This is a genomic window from Pedobacter cryoconitis (genome assembly GCF_014207135.1).
GTDB lineage: Bacteria > Bacteroidota > Bacteroidia > Sphingobacteriales > Sphingobacteriaceae > Pedobacter > Pedobacter cryoconitis_D.
The window spans coordinates 436,716-458,310 of record NZ_JACHCC010000003.1 but is presented as its reverse complement, the minus strand read 5'-3'; the positions used below and the strand labels follow the sequence as shown (position 1 = coordinate 458,310).

General features: G+C 37.9%; 14 protein-coding genes and 1 tRNA gene. 9 read left to right on the top strand and 6 right to left on the bottom strand.

All coding sequences use genetic code 11. From position 1 onward, the window contains the following. Positions 1 to 3: 3 nt before the first annotated feature. The 4 genes from HDF25_RS07415 to HDF25_RS07400 all read left to right on the top strand — a co-directional run bounded on the left by HDF25_RS07415 (position 4) and on the right by HDF25_RS07400 (position 2,560). The gene (locus tag HDF25_RS07415) at positions 4 to 993 is read left to right on the top strand and encodes a YihY/virulence factor BrkB family protein (RefSeq protein ID WP_184624093.1); all 990 of its coding nucleotides are present in this window, start codon (positions 4 to 6) and stop codon (positions 991 to 993) included. Between the two features lie 96 nt (positions 994 to 1,089). After that, positions 1,090 to 1,179, top strand: a tRNA-Ser gene (locus HDF25_RS07410). 300 nt (positions 1,180 to 1,479) lie between these two features. Further along, positions 1,480 to 2,052, top strand: a complete 573-nt coding sequence (locus HDF25_RS07405) for a Crp/Fnr family transcriptional regulator (RefSeq protein WP_184624092.1) — start codon at positions 1,480 to 1,482, stop codon at positions 2,050 to 2,052. Positions 2,053 to 2,125: 73 nt separating this feature from the next. After that, entirely contained in the window at positions 2,126 to 2,560 is a 435-nt protein-coding gene (locus HDF25_RS07400; RefSeq protein WP_184624091.1) for a VOC family protein, read from the top strand. A 406-nt stretch (positions 2,561 to 2,966) separates the two neighbouring features. Here the strand turns inward: HDF25_RS07400 and HDF25_RS07395 are convergent, their stop codons facing one another. Beyond that, positions 2,967 to 3,662: a Crp/Fnr family transcriptional regulator gene (locus HDF25_RS07395; RefSeq protein ID WP_184624090.1), complete on the bottom strand. Its 696-nt coding sequence runs from the start codon at positions 3,660 to 3,662 to the stop codon at positions 2,967 to 2,969. A 264-nt stretch (positions 3,663 to 3,926) separates the two neighbouring features. Here HDF25_RS07395 and HDF25_RS07390 point away from each other — a divergent pair, with 264 nt between their 5' ends. Genes HDF25_RS07390 through HDF25_RS07380 form a run of 3 tightly spaced genes read left to right on the top strand, consistent with a single transcriptional unit; the run spans position 3,927 to position 6,575 of the window. Continuing rightward, positions 3,927 to 5,807 (top strand): chloride channel protein, encoded by a 1,881-nt coding sequence (locus HDF25_RS07390; protein WP_184624089.1) that lies wholly within the window; start codon positions 3,927 to 3,929, stop codon positions 5,805 to 5,807. Then, positions 5,808 to 6,221, top strand: coding sequence for a hypothetical protein (locus tag HDF25_RS07385; protein ID WP_184624088.1), 414 nt, complete (start codon positions 5,808 to 5,810; stop codon positions 6,219 to 6,221). It begins immediately after the preceding gene. 3 nt (positions 6,222 to 6,224) lie between these two features. Further along, the gene (locus tag HDF25_RS07380) at positions 6,225 to 6,575 is read left to right on the top strand and encodes a DUF488 domain-containing protein (protein ID WP_184624087.1); all 351 of its coding nucleotides are present in this window, start codon (positions 6,225 to 6,227) and stop codon (positions 6,573 to 6,575) included. 19 nt (positions 6,576 to 6,594) lie between these two features. Here the strand turns inward: HDF25_RS07380 and HDF25_RS07375 are convergent, their stop codons facing one another. After that, a complete protein-coding gene (locus tag HDF25_RS07375; RefSeq protein ID WP_184624086.1) occupies positions 6,595 to 8,328 on the bottom strand; it encodes a DUF4091 domain-containing protein in 1,734 nt (577 codons plus the stop codon). 355 nt (positions 8,329 to 8,683) lie between these two features. Further along, complete coding sequence (locus tag HDF25_RS07370) at positions 8,684 to 9,718, bottom strand: glycoside hydrolase family 18 (RefSeq protein ID WP_184624085.1); 1,035 nt, start codon at positions 9,716 to 9,718, stop codon at positions 8,684 to 8,686. Between the two features lie 138 nt (positions 9,719 to 9,856). Between HDF25_RS07370 and HDF25_RS07365 the strand changes: the two genes are divergently transcribed. Beyond that, positions 9,857 to 10,786 (top strand): lysophospholipid acyltransferase family protein, encoded by a 930-nt coding sequence (locus HDF25_RS07365; RefSeq protein ID WP_317618187.1) that lies wholly within the window; start codon positions 9,857 to 9,859, stop codon positions 10,784 to 10,786. Between the two features lie 77 nt (positions 10,787 to 10,863). Further along, positions 10,864 to 11,211, top strand: coding sequence for a hypothetical protein (locus HDF25_RS07360; RefSeq protein ID WP_184624083.1), 348 nt, complete (start codon positions 10,864 to 10,866; stop codon positions 11,209 to 11,211). A gap of 116 nt (positions 11,212 to 11,327) precedes the next feature. Here the strand turns inward: HDF25_RS07360 and HDF25_RS07355 are convergent, their stop codons facing one another. From HDF25_RS07355 to HDF25_RS07345, 3 genes are all read right to left on the bottom strand, one after another. Continuing rightward, the gene (locus HDF25_RS07355) at positions 11,328 to 11,771 is read right to left on the bottom strand and encodes a hypothetical protein (RefSeq protein WP_184624082.1); all 444 of its coding nucleotides are present in this window, start codon (positions 11,769 to 11,771) and stop codon (positions 11,328 to 11,330) included. 355 nt (positions 11,772 to 12,126) lie between these two features. Further along, positions 12,127 to 16,251 (bottom strand): RHS repeat domain-containing protein, encoded by a 4,125-nt coding sequence (locus HDF25_RS07350; protein WP_184624081.1) that lies wholly within the window; start codon positions 16,249 to 16,251, stop codon positions 12,127 to 12,129. A 34-nt stretch (positions 16,252 to 16,285) separates the two neighbouring features. After that, a complete protein-coding gene (locus HDF25_RS07345) occupies positions 16,286 to 21,592 on the bottom strand; it encodes a hypothetical protein (protein WP_184624080.1) in 5,307 nt (1,768 codons plus the stop codon). Between the last annotated feature and the right edge of the window lie 3 nt (positions 21,593 to 21,595).

Here is a 21,595-nt window from a genome sequence, read left to right as displayed (position 1 = left end):
TGAATGAATTGGGTACACAAACATCTTCTAAAGATTAGGCTATATTCCTTATTTATAGACTGGACAAAAGTTTATGTTGCCCCCGGATTTAGCCCTATTCCCCTTTACACCGTAGCTTCCTTCTTTTTCAGGGAGCTTGGCAAACAGGAATTAGTGAATAAAGCCTCTTCCCTGGCCTACACCTTTATGCTGGCTATTTTCCCTGGTATCATCTTTCTTTTTACCCTGATTCCCTTTATTCCAAAACGCATTGGTTTTCAGGATCAGCTGATGGTGTTACTACAACTTATTCTTCCTTCCCAGGCTTTTAAGGCTTTTGAATCGACCCTGTCCGAAATTATCAAAATCCAGAATGGGAAATTACTATCCTTCGGTATCGTGCTCTCCGTATTTTTCGCCACTAACGGCATGCACAGTCTGATGAACGCCTTTAATAAGTCATCACTGGTCAGAGAAACCAGAACATGGCTTAAACAGCGTCTGATTGCTCTGGTTCTTACCGTAGTGCTCGCCATTTCCCTGATCATTACCATAGGTGCGATGACCCTGGGTGAACTCGCTTTAAATTACATCAATAAAGGACTTCATATCAAGGGGCATTTTATTGCTTACCTTATTGATTTATCCAGGTGGGCATTATTGGGTATCCTTTATTTTGTCACTATTTCTATCCTTTACAGATATGGTCCTGCCAACACCAAGAAATGGACATTCTTTAGTCCCGGATCATGGCTGGCAACTATTCTTGCTTTCCTCACCATCTGGGGATTTTCCTTCTACATTAATCACTTTGGTTCTTACAATAAAGTATACGGCTCCATAGGCACACTGATCGTAATTATGATCTGGTTATACCTCAATTCTCTGATACTTTTAATCGGTTTTGAGCTGAATGTGAGCGTTGACGTCTCTAAACGCAGCGTTAAAATCATCAAACAGCCCTTTAATTTGTTCAAAAAAGGCACTTCTCAGACCCAAAAAACAAGCAAATAGAAGTTTTTCTATCTCTGTTTTAATTAGTTATGAATTTTCTGTTAAAAAATCAACATCATTGTTTGCATAATCAAGAGGTATTTGTACTTTTGTCGCGGAGAGTTGTCAGAGTGGTCGATTGAGGCAGTCTTGAAAACTGTTGACCTGTCAAAGGGTCCGCGGGTTCGAATCCCCCACTCTCCGCCAAACAAAAATGCTACCCGATAGGGTGGCATTTTTTGTTTTAAATCAAGTTCTGCGCTGCAAGCGCAAGGCTTGATAAAAACAAAAAATGACAGGAGCGCAGCGACGCATTTTTGTTTGAAGCCCCCCCCCTCAGGGATCAGCGAGCGCAGCGAGCTAATCCGTTCCAGAGATAATCTAACCTCAGAAACCATATCCTATTCGGGATAGTTTTATATTCTTGTAAAGAATCAATAAATTACATCACAAATATTAAAAAGCTATGCGTACTTATTAATTACGCGTGTTTCACCCTGATTATAGATGGACAATCTTTTAAAATATATTCATTCGCTAACTGTATTTTCTGAGGAAAGCTGGGAATCACTACAACCTGCGTTATCAAAAAAACAGTTTAAGAAGAATGATTTTTTACTACATGAAGGACAGATTTGCAATTCTTTATTTTATATTGACTCAGGCTACTGTAAGAGTTATTATGAAGTTGACGGAGCAAAAAAAAATACAGCGTTCTTCTTTGAAAATGACATCGCAACAAACATCAGCAGCTTTGGTAGCGGAGAAAAATCAGAATATAATATCATTGCCTGCGAACCATTAACAGTCGTAATTTTTGACAAACAGCAATTATTTAAAGCTGCCAAAGAAACAGCCGAAATAGAAGCTTTAGGACGTAATTGCATACGTCTATTCGCCTCAAAACAAGAAGAATTTTCAACGCTGTTCAAACTTTATTCAGCTCAGGAACGCTTAAAGTACTTAGAAGTCAATCATCCTGACATGTTACAAAGAGTTTCACTTTCACAACTTGCATCATTTCTTGGCGTAGCAAGGGAAACATTAAGCAGGATACGAAAACGAAGAACCCTTGTGTAATTTTGTGACGATCGTCACAGGATTAAATCCTATACATTTTTGACCTTTGTAAAGAACAAAAACAAATAAGAAAATGTTAAAAAACGTGGAAACAAGCAAGCAATTACTAAGAAAAATTGACGAAGAAACCAATATCCTGACTTGGTTCGAAATTCCTGTATCCGACATTGAAAGAGCAAAAAATTTCTACGAAACCATTTTAGCTCTTGAAATGATTAAGCGAATTGATGGAAATGATGAAAGTGTTTTCTTTCCGTATAATCCAAATGTAATCCAGGCAACCTCTGGGAGGGTGACTGGCGTATTGTCGAAATCAGAAGAGAATAACCCATCATCACAAGGCACATTAATTTATATCAATGCAAGTCCAGCTATACAAACAGTCCTTGACAAAGTAGAGCAGGCAGGAGGAAAGATTATCACACCTAAAATGCAAATTCCACCAGGATTTATTGCCGTAATTATGGACAGCGCGGGAAACAGAATTGGGTTACACGCTGAAAAATAACTAAACATTAAAATGTGCTTTAATTATGTACTGTTTTAGTGTTACATCATAAAAAACATTCCTCGAGGAATTTTACATTAATATTGTTTAAACAATATAATTTATATATATTTTTACAAAAAACAATATTAAAATACCAAACAAACAATATCATGAAAAAATCAGGAACAGTATTAATGATAGGTGGAATTATCCTCTTGATCTTAGGCACCTTTATATTCAAAAACCTTAATTATGTAAATTCAGTAGACTCTCATCCCTGGACGATTAATATAAATGGCATCAAATCTTTCTCCTGGATCACATTTAGCGGCGGTCTCTTTTTTGTAATTGGCCTTATTTTCAATATATCCTCACATGTAAAAAAAGGCGAGCGCATTCTTTAAATGACGTAGTCCGGATCTTATTATTGGTTATCTGCTTTTACAATTTGTAACAGTTGTTTGGGATCAATAATAGTTATAGCTTTTCCCTGCAACTCTATTATTTTCAATTGTACTAGCTCCTGACTGACTTTAAATAAAGTTTCATAAGAGACACCAGCATAAGAGGATACATCCTGCTTGGTGACTTCAATACCAATTAAACCATTCTGATCTGTACCAAACTGATCTTTTAAAGCAAGGAACGCCTGTGCGATTCTTGCTTTAACTGACATATGGGCTAGGTTTCGCATTCTTTTTTCAGATTCCTGCAATTCATTGGCAAAAAAACGCATTAGTTTATAAGTAAAGCCCGTATTTACAGCCAGTGTAGCTTCAAAAAAGGTCATTTCCAGATAACATACCACCATTGGTTCCAGTGCTGTCGTAGAGACAGGATAAATCGGATCATTACCTAATCCAAGGTAACCTAACATATCTCCCTTTTTCGCAAAACGAATAATGAGATCTTTTTCTTTATCCCATCGCTTATGAACTTTTGCAGTCCCTTTATAAATAAAATAAATCCCCTTTGCAGGGTCTCCCTCCTTAAAAATCTGTTCTCCCTTTTTAACTTCAAAGTTTTTCCGGTGACTATCAATTGCAGGAAGCCATTCTGAAAGACAGTTTTTACATAAAAAACAGGTATTAAGGTCACAGGTGCTTTTGCATTCTTTCATAGGTAGGACTTGTTTGGGCACAATATTACTAAATAACTGTAGATCTAAATTTATTGAATCAAATTATTTAGATAAATAAGCCAGTAACATCAAATCAAACAAATATTGCATAAACAATATAAAAAACAATTATTATCAATAATAATAAACAAAAACATGTAATAAACAATATTTAATACAAAAACCAACAATAGATTTTATTAGCTTTGCAACAGTTAAGGTTTTATCATTGACGATAAGCCTGACTTAGAAAATGTGATATTTATGAAGAGAACAGACTATAAAAATGGCATTCCCATATCTCCTTTACTTTATTTTTATAACCAAAAGGAAGATGATAAAAAACAAAATTTATTCCTCAAAAAAAGATTACTCCAGATCTCCGTTCTTTCGGTTATTGTAGCCGCGGCAATCAGCATAATTGCCAAATTGCTGATCTACTTAATCAACCTGGTTACAAACATTGCCTTTTACGGTTCGGCAGATATTAATTTTCATAGCCCAGCAACCAACCATCTCGGTTTATGGGTGATACTTATTCCTGCAATTGGGGGGATACTGGTAGGGATTATGGCCCTATATGGTTCTAAAGCTATCCGGGGTCATGGAATCCCGGAAGCTATGGAACAAATCCTGATCAATAAAAGTAAGATTAAACCAATTATTACTTTTCTAAAGCCTATCTCCTCCGCTATTGCCATAGGAACGGGTGGCCCATTCGGTGCGGAAGGCCCTATCATTGCTACCGGTGGCGCTTTGGGTTCAACACTGGGTCAATTATTCAAGATTACCTCTAATGAACGAAAAATTATCTTAGCTGCAGGTGCAACCGCGGGGATGTCCGCCATATTCGGAACACCGATTGCGGCTATTTTCCTTGCAGTAGAGTTATTACTTTTCGAATTTTCACCAAAAGCTATTCTTCCAGTCGCATTGGCTTGTATTACCGGGGCCGCAGGACATCACTTTTTATTCGAATCCGGACCTGTATTTCCTATGCCTCACCTTGCTGTTCCAGGTAATTTTGGCTTGGGTATTTACAGCACTATTGGAATCATCATTGGATTTTTAGCTGTAGGATTAACCAAAGCCGTTTATTACATAGAGGATCTGTTTGAAAAATTACCCATTCATTGGATGTGGTGGCCAGCTTTAGGTGGTCTCGCTGTTGGATTAATCGGTTTTTATCAACCACATACTTTAGGTGTCGGCTATGATAACATTATCAATATACTTTCTGGTCATATCACGTTAGCATTATTATTAAGTTTATCCCTGTTCAAATTTCTCTCCTGGGCTATTGCCCTTGGCAGTGGCACTTCAGGTGGTACACTTGCCCCCCTACTAACCATTGGTGGTGCTTGCGGGGCTATTATCGGCTCTGTTATTATATATCTATTGCCCGCAGCTGATATTAGTTTGCCGATGTGTGCTTTGATTGGTATGTCTGCAATGTTTGCAGGTGCATCCCGTGCCTATTTAACCAGTATCGCTTTTGCTTTGGAAGCTACTATGCAACCCGAAGCACTTTTACCCCTGTTAGGGGCCTGTACATCTGCCTACCTTGTATCTTTCTTTTTTATGGAAAATACGATTATGACTGAAAAAATTGCCAGAAGAGGAGTTTATACGCCAGATGCCTATGAACCTGACATTCTGAGAAAATTATCAGTAGCCCAGGTCATATCAACTCAATCAGTCCTGTTGAATCCTGAAACTTTGATCAGTGAATTCAAAGTTTATTTAGCTAACAATCTCCAAACAGACAGCCATTTCATTGTTGTTGATCAACAGGGTGATTTTCAGGGAACAGTTGCGCTTACTGATCTTTACAACAATAAAATCGGAGAGAACGCAGCTATTTCCGCTATCCTGAAAAAGTCAGACTATGCAATCAAAAGCAACGATAGCTTATCAAAAGCTGTAGAGCTGATGTCAGTGCAGCAGGAAGAATTAATACCTGTATTGTCTGAAGACGAAAACAAGGTTATTGGTGTATTAACTTATAAGGATATTCTGAAGGCTTATAAAATTCAACTCATCGAAAACAAGGAAGCGGGCGCAAACTTGTCACTAAAAAGACAAAGAATGAAGATGCTGATTAAAGGAAAAAGGTTCTATAAAGTAAGCAAAGCCAATTCATAAATGAGAAATCTGAGTTTACTATTCGCTTTATTCAGCCTGATTACTGCTTGCACTAATCAGGCCGCAAATAGTTTCGTTAATTATCAGGATACAGTTAGTATACTCAACTGTGTATTTAATGATCCGGGTTTCCAGACAATAGTTACTCCGCAGACACAAACACTGATGATGGTTAAAAACAAATATACCCACGATAACTGGCCGGAACGGATAGGTCATTTTAACATAGTTTACAACCAGCAACCCGACGTTTTGATCTCAAAAAACCACTTTTTATATAGCATAGAAAATTTTGAGGTCAACAAACAAGAAGCAACGCTCTCTATCCTTTGCCTAAATAAAAAAATGCTATTGACATATAGTGTAATTAAAAAAGATAAGAGCTGGGAAGTCAAAACATTCAAATATAAATGAGATATGATTAAGCTAAAAAGGATATATGAACCTGCATCGGCAGAGGATGGCTTCCGAATTTTTATAGACCGGTTATGGCCAGGAGGATTAAAAAAAGAAGATGCAGATATTGATCTCTGGATGAAGGATATTGCTCATTCCTTTCTTCTGAAAGATTGGTTTGACCAGGATCAGGGTAAATGGTGGCTTTTTGAAACTCGCTATACGGAAGAGTTAGCCTCCAATCCAGCCGTAATGGCGATGCTTGAAGAATATCAAAAGCATCAGACCATTACGTTGCTCTATGCGGCCAGTGATCAGGAGCATAATCATGCTATAGTGCTTCGAAATTTCTTAAACAGGATAATTGGGTGATTTATCCAGCCATTGCAATTTACCTGTTCAGCAGTGGCTTTACCTTTTTCAGCATTTCATCAGCTGTAGTATTTGCCAGTGATTTGATCTCAAAGATCTCCAGAGCCTTATTCAGTTCATTTAGCTCCTTAGTAAGATTATTCTTTTTGTAGTATATCTTCAATTGTTTTATCTTTTCAAAGTCCTGAGCACCTTCAATCAGTTTCTCAAACCTGACAGAACTTAGCGGGCCAGGATACACCTGATAAGTATCGCCAGCTGGCCAGGCAGTGAAACGGCTATCAGCCATTGGATCTTTTGTCCAGCTGTTATAAGCCCATCGTAAATAACCGTCCAGGTTTTTATTCGCAGTGTACCACCCCATCCAAACTCCTTCAGCAGGCGAAGAGAAAGTAAAACCATTAGGATAAGGTTCAGTACAGCAGGTATACCAGGTACTCACTTTGCCTTCTTGTCTTCGTCTTTGTAAAGTAGCTGCTGGAAAATCCCATCTGGAGGCTACACAATAAACATCTATATCTTTCTCTATTTCGGTATGATAATCTCCCGCCAGGGCTATTTTCCAGTCTTTATCAGTTTCTTTCAATAATTTAATGACCGCTATCATCGTGTCCATTGGTCTTTCATCCATGGCAATATAAGTTTTGCCAAACCATCCTTTTTGTTTCAGATGTTTAGTAAAATCGACTAGCATGGTTTTCCAGAAAACATTATAAGTTGGTGTCCCAATAGCATCTGTAAAGACTGCTTCTTGCTGTAGCGTTTCATCATAGTAAGTAAAAGCGATTTTCCAGGGCACCATACTGTAACAGTTGATCCGTTCGGTAATTCCACAATCCATTACAAAAGCTACATACTTATCAAATAAGCTATAATCATAACTCCAGCTTCCATCCTTTTTCTTAGTCCATTTAATCAAACTCGGATAATCATCATAAGTCTGATGTCCCCAGGGCTCATTCACGATACTTGCAGTGATTGTTTTTTGACCAGCATCTGCAAGCATCTGATAATACTTCTTCATCATTGAAAAATGTTCCGGGCTCCATAATGGTAATTTGTGAACGCGGGCTATTGCGGCTGGATGTTGCCATAAGTCTAAATCATATTGCCATTTGCTGGCAGCAGGAAGTGTTTTGTTTAATACCTCTATAGATATAGGAAAGGAATAATCCTTGTCTCCTTTTATTTTAATCGAGCCTTTATAATTTCCAGGAGTAGTATTAGCCGGAACCTTAATACTTAACCAGATTGGTTGCGTGTTATTTTCCTTTAGCATTATAGAGGCAGATTTGGTATCAATTGCATCTGCAACATACGAAGAATCGAAATCTACAGTCTTGCGATAACCACAGCCGTTTTTAAATTCGTCAGTGATCACATATTGGATAAATCCGGCAGTAATGTTTTCTTTTTTGATGAGATGTCCGTCTTTATCTTTCAGATCGTAAAGCTGTAAGCTTACTGCATTAAAACTCTTGTTAGCCCAGACTAACATTTGCGTATGTATCTTTTCTCCTTTCCAGGCTTTAGTTTCCCATGTTGACTGCAATTCCACCTTTGGTGGTAATTCTCTTGCAAAACGGACATTAGCAGAGGCAAAACTTACATTTAACCCATTAGCTACTTTGTTCCATTCATCATGAATAGTTTGTGAATTTAAGGGAGCCTTTTTTTGAAGAGCTAAACTTACATCCTGTGCCCTGGCTATCAGGCATAAACAAGAAAAGCAGATAAAAACCAGATATTTCATAACTCTAAGTTAACACATTGACAGAGTAAGGTTAAAGAGCTTTTGTATTGCGTTTGTTACGCAACCGTTTGATACAATGTAACGATATTGATAGTTTCCAAAAAAATCATGGAATGCACCGTTGATCTGACGGTCTCTGCAGTTTTTTCACTAAGTGCGTCAAGTAAATTCAGTATAAGACAGATATAGTTCTAGTCGGTTTCTGTTTAATGTTGATACGATGTTGAAGCGAGGTTGAACTGGGTTTGAAGCAGGTTTAGGTACTTCAACCCTGCTTCAAACCCAGTTCAACCTCGCTTCAACAGAGATTAGAAACTAAACTAGGTATAACCTTGTCCTATACTACGATGAGTTATCAATGTATAAATTTGGCACTCACAGGGTTCATAATCTGAATCGCCATGTTTGTATATTTATAGGCAGGAACATTTTTCGCATCTGCATCTATATAAAACGAACCCGCTCCACCTTTTTTACCTTCGGTTGGATTCCAGCCTGCCATTCCTTGTAAAGATTTAGTTTTGGTTCCATCCGCATTAGTGAAATCGACCCCACCTGTACTACCATATTGCTGAAAATTCTCAGCTACAATAAATTTTGATGGTGATTTCAGGACATTTGCAGTATTGCCCGGTGTTATTTTACTCGTCGAATAACGCTGCTGTAAATTAGTCCCATTAGAGGCACCGTAAGCCTGCGAAATTCCATAATTAAGATATTGTCCCAGATCTGTGTTCAGGAAGCCTGGTTCTCCATCTACAATAAGTAAGAGATTAGTATTTGATTTGGGGCCAAAACTTGCCGAAAATTTAGTGATCAGACCGGACATTTTCTGCTTGTCCGCAAATACATCATTACATCCGCAATAATTAGGTTCATAATCAATGTCAATTCCATCCAATCCCCATTTTTTAACAGAATCGACCAAAGGCTGAACTCCTGAAAGCGGATCAGCATTATTGATTTTCTTAGTCACCGGATCTCTCGGACCAAATCTGTCGGTTAAATCAGAAAGCATAAAGGCCATGACAAATTTAGTTCCCTTATCCTTTTGCATCAGATGAATGGCGTCCAGTTCAGCCTTGAAATCGGGCGAATTTGCTTCGTGCCTTCCCCATAAGGCAATAATATCAACACCATCAGGTATTTTAGCTATATCAACAGCATTAGCCAATGAAAAATAGCCATACATCAACTGATGATCACTTGCTTTGTAGGCTCTTAACTGCGTGTTATAATCAGTGCTCACATTGGTGGTTTGTGGACTGGTAGCCAATACGCCGGTTGTTTTTCCAGAATCCTTTTTACACGACCCCTGCAAAAGCAGATAACAGACAGCACCCGCAATTGTCAGCGCCCGAAGTCCAACTCCATTCTTTAAGTTTTTCATTTTTAGGTATTTATTAGGTTAACTTTATTACAGGTATAACGATAAGCTGTGCCAAAGGGAGTAGACATCTACAATGATTTTCTACAATCCATCACAAAAATTAATTATAACATTTGTGTGGCATATTTTTTTTAGTTCATTTTTACTTTTGTAAAGTCAACTAAGTTTACTATGATTAAGAAAATAGTTTCTCATTTAGGAGTATATTTTTTGTGCATACTATCTCTATTTCCATTATCAGTTTTATATGTTTTTGCGGATGGTGTATATGTATTATTATACCGTGTCTTTGGCTACCGCCGAAAAGTTGTCAGAGAGAACCTGATCAACGCACTGCCCGATAAAACAATTGAAGAAATCAAAGTTATTGAGAAACGCTTTTACAAGTACCTTTCTTCTTTGATTTTCGAAATCATAAAGATGAACAGCATCTCCAGAGAAGAAATTGAAAAACGCTTTATTTTCAGAAATAAAGAACAGGTTCAGGCTTACTTAGACAGAGGAGAAAGCATCCTGATCTGTTCAGCACATTATGGGAACTGGGAATGGGGAACTTTAGGAATCGGTTTAAATTTCAAGGCAGATCACTACCCTATTTACAAGCCATTAAGCAATCACATATTCGATGAATGGTTCAAAAGAGTCCGCAGCAGATTTGGGAATAAACTCATTGCGATGCGTCAGACTTTAAGAGCTTTACAGGAAAGCAAAGGTAAACCAAGCATGTTTAGCTTTGGAAATGATCAGGCGCCCTCAAAAGGCGATTCACATTACTGGACAACTTTTATGCATCAGCAGACTTCCGTTCAACTAGGTATAGAGAAAATAGCAAAGAAGACAAATCAGCCCATATTCTATTTCAGGGTCAATTATGTTAAACGGGGTTATTATACAGTTGACTGTATTCCGCTTTGTTTAAATCCTGCCAAAACAGCTGATTATGAAATCACAGAAATGCACCCCCATATGCTCGAAGACATTATCAATAACGAACCTGCTTACTGGCTCTGGAGTCATAGAAGATGGAAGTACAAGCCAGATATCAGTTCGATCGCAGATAGACCCTGATGTTGTTAAATACAAGCTCCTAAACTATTTTATAAAGGATATTAAACCTATATTTAGCATTATAAATACAGGTATAAATGAAAAAAACAATAATCTGCTTGGCGCTTACTTTTTTTACAGGTTCTCTCTCTTTTGCCCAGGCTACTCCCGATGCAAAACTAACCCCAAAATTAAGGGCAGAAACAACTATTAAGCAGTTACAAGAACGACTACAGTTAAGTGATAATCAAAAAACAAGTCTCTACAATGTGTTTTTAGATCAGAATACGAAGCTTGACAGTCTTAAAAAAATCAATGTTGATAAAAGCGTAATCAAGGCTCAGTTTAAATATGACTATGCCCAAATTACAGCACTTTTAACAGCTGATCAACTGATAAAATATAATAATTGGATGGCTGAAAAACGTAGCCAGACTAAACACTAAAAATCGTTATATAAATCTCCCGGAACAAGTGGATTGCTTATTCCGGGATAATAAATTGCTATTACATTATACTTTTCCTTCCCCTGATTACTCCCGTAGGGTGATCAAGAATGATCTTAGTTCATTAACAAATCAGAGTTAGCTTGATATGCATTTATTTTACTTTCTGATCCATCTCGCTTTATAAAGCCAATAACTTCATTAATTGTTCCTTTATCATAAGTTACCTTTAATTTGTAATTATAAGATGTTTCATTAATACTCCCAGTTGTGCGACGGATATAGCGATCTTCAATAGTATAACCTTTGCATTTACCTACTTTACTATTGATAAATTTCACTAGTTTACGTACTACATGAGGTCCACCTAGTATCTTTATGCTACTCCCAACCATTTCATCCACACCCCTATAGTTTTCATTGATTACATTGGAATAGAATTTCTTAAGGAGTACTTTCCCTTCATTATTGTCTTCTTCTCTATTGAGATACACATTATTATATGTACAGGCACATGTTAAGGAAACAATCAAAATCAAATAGTATAATGCGTTCTTCATGAAAAATTTATTTAAATATTGTGACATCACCAGATTTGTATTTGGTAAGTTTAATTGTAAAAGAGTTTATCTTTTTCTCAAGTGTATCACCATTTTGAATCTGATGTTCAAAGGCCCAATTATTATACGATAAATAATAAGTTGTCTTCTCAATTGTGACATACGGAAAACCCTTTCGGTCATACCGAACATTCTTAACTTCTCCTTTAAAATGATAACTTAAGATTTCTCTGGATTCCTTTGCACTGAAATAATACATGCTTCCTGCAAACAATAAAAGCATACCAATACAAATTACTCTTTTCCACATATTAATTAAATGATTTCAAATTTATTCTTTTTTTAATATATTTTATTACCAACCATCCTCAGTCATTGTAAAACCAACTGAACCACCTGCGCCCGGTCCAAATCCAACAGTATAACCAAGCCACGAAGGTGCTAAATTGTCCTTTAGAGATCCCCAAGCCCCTACTCCAACTGCTAAACTTACTGTACCATCAACTCCGCTACCCAACAAACTATCATAAGTTGCATTGTGGGGATCCCCAAGAAAATAACCTGCAGAATAATTAGCGGATACACCCGCCTCAGCACCAACTCTTAATGACCCTGTATTATTCCTATGAAAACCAATATCTTTTCCTCGTGTCAAAAGAGTAAGATTAAAACTACCGCCTAATCCTATTCCAGCAACCATGCTACCACTCACACTAGCATTCATAACATCTGGAACCATGGCTCTTGCAATAGGGCCATTCCAAACTTGATCAGCAAGATCAAGACCTCCATTATTTTGAAAAGTAACACCTTCAGGGTTTTTAGCAGATACTATATTAAATCCCCAGCCGTTTTTACCACCAGTGTTATAAATAGAGCCTGGTGTTTTCCCATTCATATAGGCTCCTACCCAGGCAAGAGCTGCTGTCCCTTCATCAGGATAATCGTCATATCCTCCGTTTTTATCAAATCTGCTAACCGGATTATTCCCCATACCTGCATAAGGCGAATTATGCTGCCCCATTGGATCAACACTCAACCATCTTCCGATCCTCGGATCATACATCCGAAGTGCAAAATTGTTAAACCCTGTAACCGGATCTTTTTCCGCATAAGCTCCCTGATAATCGTAACGGTAATTTGTACCTCCACTCTGTGCAACACTCCCGTAAGGATAATAATCATTATACCTCATCACATCCAGTTTACCCTGGCTGTCCCGGTTTCTGTTAATGACAACCCTTACACTTCCTACATTATCACGTAGTTCATAGGCATAAGCATTAGCCGCTAATGTATAAGTACCCAATCTGGAAGAACCATAAACTGACATTTCTGTCAAAGTAGTTCCCGTATAAATTGCGGCAGAATTACCCGCTGTATTATAGACATAATATGTTGTTACTGGAGTCGTACCAGTATTATCAGTCATTGAGATTCTGTTTCCAGACTCATCGTAAGCATACCCGATTTTCAATTGGGTTAAACTAGCATCTGCATAAATTCCGGTTATTTTTCCATTTACATTATAATTAATATAGTAATTTGATCCTGTCTGCGTTTCACTTGCCAATTGTCCAAGACTGTTATAAGTATAATTAGCATAGACTGTTGAATTATTCGCATTCCCTACACTATTCAACTTATTTGTTCCGCTCTGGTATTGATAATTACTAAAATCATCTGCTAAAGTACCACTGCTACTGGTACGCTGTAACCCTTTGAGATTACCATTCGCGTCATAACTTATATTATTTTCACTAAATTTTGTCTGTGGTGTAAAACTAAGGGCAGTATAGTCAGGTGTACCCCAGGCAGCTCCAGTTAACTGAGACTTGTTATCATAACTGTAGTTGTACATAGTTGGATTTTGTATCGCGATACCTGATATACTAACCACTCCTTGTGGCTTTTTACTTTGCCATCCAAAAGCATTAACATTCCCATTATAATAATTCTGAACTGAATTTACACTACCGATATTAGTACCTGTTCTACTATAATCACCATTAAAATATTCCAGTTGCATACTAAATGCATCAGGGGTAAAAGAATTTTGTCCGTCATGTCCTGGATCTTTAGCCGGATCACCACTAGCACTATTAATACTTTTTAGTTTCCCCTGAGCCGTATAAACATAATCCAATCCCTGCAGCTGATCCCCAAGTTCAACACGTTTTATTGGTCCGTGCAGATAGTATTGATAACCTGCTTGTTGCAGTTTATTCACTCCATCTCTACTAGTCTGTACATTTGATAACCTTTGGTCTGTATCGTAAGTATAATAGTGATAAAAACTCTCAGCAGGATTATTTTTCTGATAAGATACGGTGGTTACTTTCCCCAGGAAGTTATAATTATAGTCAAATGTCTTATACCCCAAGCCATTAACATATTTAACTACCCAGGTTAATTTACCTTGTTCATTGTAACTATACCAGGTTTTAGCATTCGAATTTTCTGTCCAGCTTATAACTCCATCCAAATAATCCTGCACGTATCCACTCTGTCCATGACTATTATCAGCCTGATCATAATGCACACGTACCCAATCTTTTTTAATACCATTTGTAAGGCCCCCGTCAGGATTAATATTTTCTATTAATGCCTGATTTATCTTCGCATTTTCAAAGGTTATATCCCCTGGAAGATATTCCCCCGATTCGACAGATCTTCCACTATCATCATAGTTAGCATACGTGAAACGCCCATTTTTACGCTGTTCAGCATTCTGGCTCAAACGCATCTTCCCATCTTTCCGATAAACGAACTCTGTCCGTCCGCCATCTGCTAAAGTAAATGCCATCACCTTCCCCTGCTGATTATATTCTACTGTTGAAGTAAAAGGTAAATGCGCCAGATCAGCATAACTAGATACACCATTACTGATGATCTGCTGTACACCATTTGGTGCTATTGATGCTATCGCCTGACCTTTCTGATCATAAAAATTATAGCTTATATCGCCCCAGCTGGTTGAATAACTAAGTTGTGGCTGACTGCTTTGTGCAATTGCCTTGTACATTCCCGCTGCAAGGGTAACAGCACCAGTTTGATTCGTATATAATACTGAATTATTTACTACATCCTCTATCTGGACATTTCCTCCGGTAATATTTACATTACCCCCTGCTGGTAAAGCAAAATAATGATAATCCTGTCCATTGACATTACCGTCCTGAACCTGAGAATGACAATTTTCACAAACCGGTGATTTTGAACTTACTCCAGTAACAGAAGCGTATTGGACTGTAAACGGCCGATCTGATAAAAATCTATATTTCTCAGTCGTTGCAATAGTACCAGGAATAGTATAGCCTGCCAGGTTCCCCTGATAAACCAGACTATTATTATTATAAACAAAAAATGTACCTGCCCCGGTTAGCTTAAGATCAGTTAATTGTGTCCCTAAAGTAGCTCCATTAATATCATATTCTTCTTTATAATTATTTAGTGTTACCGTATTATTCACAGTAAACCAGTTACCGGGCAGCGCGTTCATTAATAACTTACCATCCTTATCCTTTATGTTCATTACCCAATTTCCCTGGGCATCTTTACCAATTGACTGTACAGCAGATCCAATCAAATCAGTTTGCCCTGTAGCACCAATACTACCTGCATCGGTGAAAAATCGGTTACGAATAGCCAGATAGTTACTCAGTTCATTAATTACAGGAAAATTATTCCCTACACTTTCATGTCCGGTTCCCATTTTTAATTGTTCTCCCGGCCCGGTTGTTCTGGATACAGTCTCTGTACCATCTTTAAAATAATCGTTTCGGCTATAAGGATATGCTGTGGCAGGAACATAGGCATCCCAGGTATTATTATCACTATAGTACCAACCCAGCGTACCTATAGTACCGGAATCAACAGCATCCGGACTGTTCAATTTAGCTGGCAAATCCCATAGTGAGGTCGTATAACTCTGACCATTACTGCCTGAAACAAAATTAGACCGATAGATAAAATCACTACTATTTACAGGCGCAACAAGCGTTTGAATTGCCTGCCTACCATAACGATCGTTTAGTGTCTGACTAGCCAGCACATGCCCTGTTGTAGTATTTATACTTTGACTTTGCAATAACTTACCACCCAGATCAAAAAACTTTTTACTTGCGGAGACGACATTCCCAATCTCATCAAATTCTTTATTAATTATCCAGTTAAGCTCTGGATTGGTATTGTTATTAGCTAAAGGTACAGGATAAATTGCTGTACTCAATATGCTGATGGAGACGGTTGAGCCAGCAGCTGCATAAAAACCTGGCCTCAGGGATACTGAAGTATTACTGGTCACAGTTAAGGTCTGTCCACTATTTATAATTTTACTACCACCGTCTAACGCAGGTAAACTAATTGCACCTGCATTTTGAATTACCTCTTGACCTTTAACAAAAAAAGGCAGTATAATCAAACATAACACTGTTGCAAACCGAATTTTATTTCTGAAATATTCTTCTTTAGATCTCATTAAATGGATGTTTAAAAGGTTGGTCCGAACGTATTTACTGATTAGCATAATGATATTGATTTTCACCTGTCTGTTTGACTCCGTAACTAAAATTCTCCTTAAACGTTTTTGTCAGGCGACCTTCTGAATCATACTGGAACTGAGCGAACATATTGTTGTTATCTAATATGTAGGTTAACTCACCCGAATTAGTATCATAGACATAGGATGTCATCGCAGAACTGACCGGTTTAAAGCGGAAATCATCAAAATAAGCAACTGATGAACCATTATTAATACAACCCACTTCAAGCGTACTCCCCGAACTAACACTGCCTCCAGGAATTTGTAAAGTCACTAAATACCAGGCCCCTGCTTTCTTAGTTAAATTAACTGATGCCAGGTTTGCAGCCCCACCATTTATTTTATAATACAAAGTTGGGGATGACGCATTTCCATCAGTTTTCATCCATACTGAAGCAGTATAATTACGCCCCTGTTTTAACTGATTGGCAGTAACTGTATAGATAAGTCCCGATTGTCCCCCATTTAATTGCTCTGAGTAATCACCTGTATGACTGATTCCATTAACAATGGTTCCTTGTCCAAGCGCAACTTTTCTTGGCATATAATTACTATAAAGCATATTATCCTCAAGTCCTGCATAACATATCTCATTATAGTTAGCATTTGATGAATTAGCTACCACTTTCGATTGATTATATCCCATCATAGTGGCACCGTAATTCCCATTGATATCCCTGACTTCCAAAGCATTACTATAAATATTATACAAGGTAATTTCTGAAGCCTTTACCCATGCTGCCAGTTTATCTCCTCCATTGAAATAAGAAGCAAAATCAGCTATACTACTCAACCCTCCTGTCCGGCTTTGCGGCATCCAGTTATAGGTCTGATATGGTCGCCAGATATTTAACTGATCTGTCGTTGAAACCTTAGTCGCCCTGGTATTAGCTATATTGGTAGCTACTGGCTGTTCGGTATCATTTAACATCACAGACTGATTACTCCAGGTATTGGCTGTTGCCGAAACAACATAGGTATAATTATTACTCTGGTCTGCTTTATAAGTAACCTCTTGCGCTGTCTGAGCTAGCATATTCGCATTCTGAGGATTATTAAATCTAAGTCCCATCGATGGATAGATTCTATATGCAGGAGTAATTTCAGTGATGAAACGGTTTCCATAACTATCAAACGTTAAGGTTTTATTAGGTGTTCCCGAATAGAAATCAAAACCAAGTGTTTGCGTATTGGATGTCAAACCAGTTTTATAATCTATTGTAGTACTTCCAGTAGCAACATTTGGATAAGTCGTATTCATAGTCATCACCCGACGGTATTTTCCATCATTATATCGTCCTTCGGCAGTTCTTTCCATTATTAGACCCTGTTTGTTATAACGGTTCAACAGATTCTCATACTGAGAATAGTTGCTCTGTGCAGATTCTCCGGATTGTTCATCTGATAAATAATGATTGATAGTTTCATTTAACTTTCTGCCATCCTTATCATATCTTATCATTCTTTTTAAATTACCTATCCGGTTACTATAATTCTGAATGAGGATATTTGAGGTTTCCAGAGAACTGGTTCTTACAGGAGACTCATTAAAAACTCCTATCATACCTTTGGTAAAGACTTCAAACTGATACTGAGAACTACCTAACTGTTCAACTGTCTGACCATCAACCGTCCGGGATGTATTTACACCTACATATTCATACATTACTCCCGGACCCGGTATGAGACGGGAAAGGCCCAGCAGATTAGAAAACTTCCTTGTAAGCCCATCCAGATAAGGATCAAAAGAATTAGTTCTTAAGCTCACTGCATCAATACCAAGAGGTTCATATGATGTTACACCAGAACTCAGAGTTAGTCCAGGATAATTATAATTGTAATTAACCGACATTGATACCCCGGTTATAGGTTCCTTATTGACAATCTGTTTTACTCTTAATCCACCTCCATAGTTATTCCCAATTCCTCCAGCAGAAAGGTTCCCACCAAAATATTGCCCACCTATTTCGTTTTGAAAAACTTCTTTGTAAAAACCAGCATCATTTATTGTAATACTATATTCAGAAACACTCGTGACTAATAAACTAGGTACATCACCAGATGAAAGACTTGTTGGAGCAGAAACAAAATAGGGAGTACCATTCTGATCTGCTGTTTGCTCCTGATATGTTCCTGTCAGAGACAGCTGAACCTTATCTCCAATACGGATAAAGTCTCTTAAATCCACTCCAAAATTATTTGAACTACTTACCACAATATCATTAGTCCCAGTCCCTTTCTGTATTGTATTCAATATAATAGATGCATTCTGGTATAGGGCTACCTTACTATAAACATCTGGCTCATATACAATGTCCGTAGTCATACCCAAGGAGTGATGAATTCTTCGTAATGACCAGACATCTGAAGCTTTCGCCGAAGCCCTGGATGGTAATCTTCCAAGGTTTTCGTTATCTTTCACATCCTGGTAATCGGCTTTATACATGCCCCACATATCGTGATTACTGGCAGAATAGGGCGGATTTTTCGTACTGATAAAAGTCAAGCTTCCGCTCAGGGCCGGAGGAGTTTTCCCGATATATTTAACTTCAATAATATGACTACCGTCAACAGCTTTGATCAGGCCGTAATAAGTAATACCACCTGATATAAATTTAACAATATCACCTTCGCTGAATATATCCTGGGGATCTTGAAAAAGACAAACGTCTGAATTAGATTTCTGCGACTGAAAAGTAATGGAACTACTTTGTTTCACCAAATCGGATGGTAATTCATAGTCAAAAGTGGTTGGAGGTATACTAGACTGCCCCTGCTTACCCAAAAAAGACAATGAAGTTAAAGTTAGCTTACCTGTTTTTACGTTTGAGCCTGCACCTGCACTGCTATCATAAAGACCTCCTGCCGGATCGTAACTATTATCAGTTTGAAGACATAAACTGTAATCATAACTCATCTTTACGTCTCTGATCGTTTTTCCTTTCAGACCAGTCCAGCTGGCGATATCATATTTATCAATGATATTATCTCCATCATGAAGTTTTTTAGTATATGTGGTTGGGTTATCACAGTCCGTACAGCTATCATACGAAAGAGATTGAGTATAATTAGTAGAAGAATTCCGAATCTGATCTAAGGTCAGATTCATATCCTTATTATTCAACAAAATAATATCATTCAAACGGAGCTGAGCTGATGCAACTGGAAATGTATCGGAAATACCTTTTCCATCAGCACGAATCTCTTTTGAAAATATTGCAGTGTGACTTGGGGTAACAATCGCATCTAAATAATATAGTTCTTTATAGCCCATTGAAAAATAACTGAATTTTTGATCCAGATCTTTATTCGTTCCAGAGAATGGAGTCCTCCATACATAATCTTTAGCCCACCGGCCATACTCGAAATCAGCCCAATATCCCCAATCACCTTTATCTACTTTTCCATTATGATTCGTATCTACATAATCAGGTCCAGTAACTGCTGTCAGCAGCCAGCTTGTTGCGTATGGGCTTGGCCTTCTTTGCTCATTGAATTGAGTAACATCCGAATTTTGTGTTGTTTTAGAGTACTCATTATAAGAATAAACAGGAAGTGCATAATGATAAGTAACACCACTCTCATTCGTTACCATAAACCCTCCTATTCTCTGATCATTAGCACCAACAGCAGATCCATCAGGATTTTTAGTTCTATCGAATCCTTTGGCCTGTGAATCTATAAACCCTTTAAGTTGCGCTGCTCCATTTTTGATCTCATCGTTAGTAAAGTATTCAATATTTTTTGAGGAGGCTAAACGTTCGGTCGTCGGATCATACCCGTAATTAGCATCATTTAAGCCATAAGTCGGACTGGTATCAAAAACAGCATTATTATCTTTTAAGACTAAATCTTTCTGCAGGTAACGGTTTGAAAAATCATTGGTAAACCTGAAATCTAATTTTGATGGATTTTGTGTGTGATAAGTAAAGTTATCATATACGACTTCTACATAATCCTGTATACTATTATCCCAATAGTTATCAAATGTTTGCTGATTGGTAACAGTCTGACGGTTAGTCTGAAAAACACTTTGATCTGCAGTACTGTTTTTAGCTTTACCAACGAGTTCTAATTGATAACCATAAGGCCTCATACTTCCTGAGATACCTTGTCCTAAAACGGAATAACCATCAAAATCTGAAAGAGTACCTCCTGTTGATTTTACAGGATCATTTTTATTGACATCAGTTAAAATATAACCAGGATTATCAATATCTGCCAGATAATAGGTATCATACTCCATATTGTTACCATAACCTCTGGTTAAAGCCGGATGTAAAGATCCGAAGGTCTGTACACTGGATGTTTCATCAGACCAATATCTCATATAATTATGACTTAAGGATAATGAAACACCAAACCATACAGGTATAGATATCCCCCAGCCACTTGACTGTGTCTGAATCTTACCCGCTTTTGCATTATCTACATTATTATAACCGCCACCAAGACTAAGGTTTACTCCGCCGGCTGAAGAACTCATAGAGGCTCCTAATAAAGAGCCGCTTACCGATCTTGAATGCCCTCCGCCTTTCGCTGAAAGGCTCAATCCACCACCAGCTCCAACGTTCAGGCTTTCAAAGTTCGTAGAAAAACTAAGACCCAGACTTGCATTTGCACTCATATTACCGCTACTTCCCAGTCTTGCACCGGCACCAATACCGCCTGTCATAGAGGTTCCCCCAAATGGGTCAACAGCAAGCCCCAGTGACGCTGTTGCACCATAAGGACTGTCCTTTACAAATGGCACAGAGGCACTTAGTCCCATATAACCACCAATACCACTACCTAAAAATGTATCATGACCAATGGCAACTCCAATATCTGCAGAAAGCACTCCGCCTAATCCCACATTCACACCAACAGACGTAGTTGTTCTTTTACCTCCACCCCAGTAATCTCTAGATGAATTCTGCTGTCCGTTAAAATCATCCGGAAACCCACTAACCGTTCTGTCAATTGCGCCAGGATTAAGTGTCCAGCCAAGTCCTACCCATGAAGCTTCCTCTTCGGGTTGCATTCCTGCATGGTAGGATAATGATAATGGATAACCACCTTCAGGACCAGGTATTTCCAGCAAAGGAATGTTATAGGCCAGATCGCCGCTTAACATATTTACCATATCGGTGGTATCAACAGGTTCAAAACTAGTTGATTCAGGCCTTTTAGGGCCAGAGGTTAATGCAAAGGCTATACCGGGTGTAAGAGCATTATTTAAAAGAATCAGGGCCAGGGTTATGGTGATTCCTTTCTTTAAAGCGAAAGTTTTTGGCATGGA